1 protein-coding gene is annotated in these 896 nt (G+C 49.6%); it reads right to left on the minus strand.

The annotated features are described in order from the left end of the window. Positions 1-773 (minus strand): hypothetical protein (locus ACQ4M5_RS41800; protein ID WP_430681700.1); only part of this gene is annotated, 773 nt, incomplete at its 3' end. Positions 774-896: the final 123 nt, after the last annotated feature.

Here is an 896-nt window from a genome sequence, read left to right on the forward strand (position 1 = left end):
AGTCGAACAATACCCTGCTCGATCGTTAACCCTTGTGTCTGAAGATAGCGTTTCACTAATCCACAAGCACGAGCAAGATCGGGTTTAGGAGTGCCATTGCCAGGAGCCGCAAAAGTGCCTAACCATTCATGCGTATGGGCACAAGCGACCGTGCTGCGGGTGCGAACATAGTCTCCCCGCTTACGTCCACCGTACCCCGGAGCGCAGGCACTTTCACTCCGCCGTTTCACCTGTGGATGCGTGGGTGCTTTGACTAAAGCTCGATGTCGAGTCGCCTTGACCGTACCATCAACATCAAAGATTACCCATCGCGCTCCAGTGCGGTCACTCAATCCCATTGCGGTTTTCATTTCAATCGGATGTGCCAGTAAATCCATCTCAAATAAGCTTCGCAACTGTTCAACAGCAGATTCATCGACATCGGCTAGAAAACGACTCAAGGTTGCTGCGACTGGACACCTTGCTCGTTTCCAGACTGACATTAGCACAGGTTTAACGCTCTCTAGCTGCTCGAAAAACAACTTTAACGTTTCGACTCCACTGACGGCATAAGCGAGCAGTAAAAGCACAAAGTCACACACCTCATACTGTCCCATGCGTCCGCGACTGACTCGAACCTGTTGCTGTAACTGTTCGAGTAAGCCACTCTGATTCCAGTATTGTCCCACCAACAGTGCTTCTGCCAACCAAGTTGGAATGGCAAGATTGGATTGTTCTGTAGTGGTAACTTCTAACAAACCTGCTACAGTAAAGCTAACATTATTTTCTGACATCGGGAACTGCCTCCATGCAGGATGACTCGATGTCTTTTCTTAGCGAATTTAGCGAACTTTGGAATCCCCTCTGCGTCTTGTTTCTAGCATTTACCCTGGCACTGGTTGCGTATCCCGTGGGCA

Origin of the sequence: Leptolyngbya sp. AN10 (assembly GCF_050565645.1) — a bacterium.
Classification (GTDB): Bacteria; Cyanobacteriota; Cyanobacteriia; order Leptolyngbyales; family Leptolyngbyaceae; genus Leptolyngbya.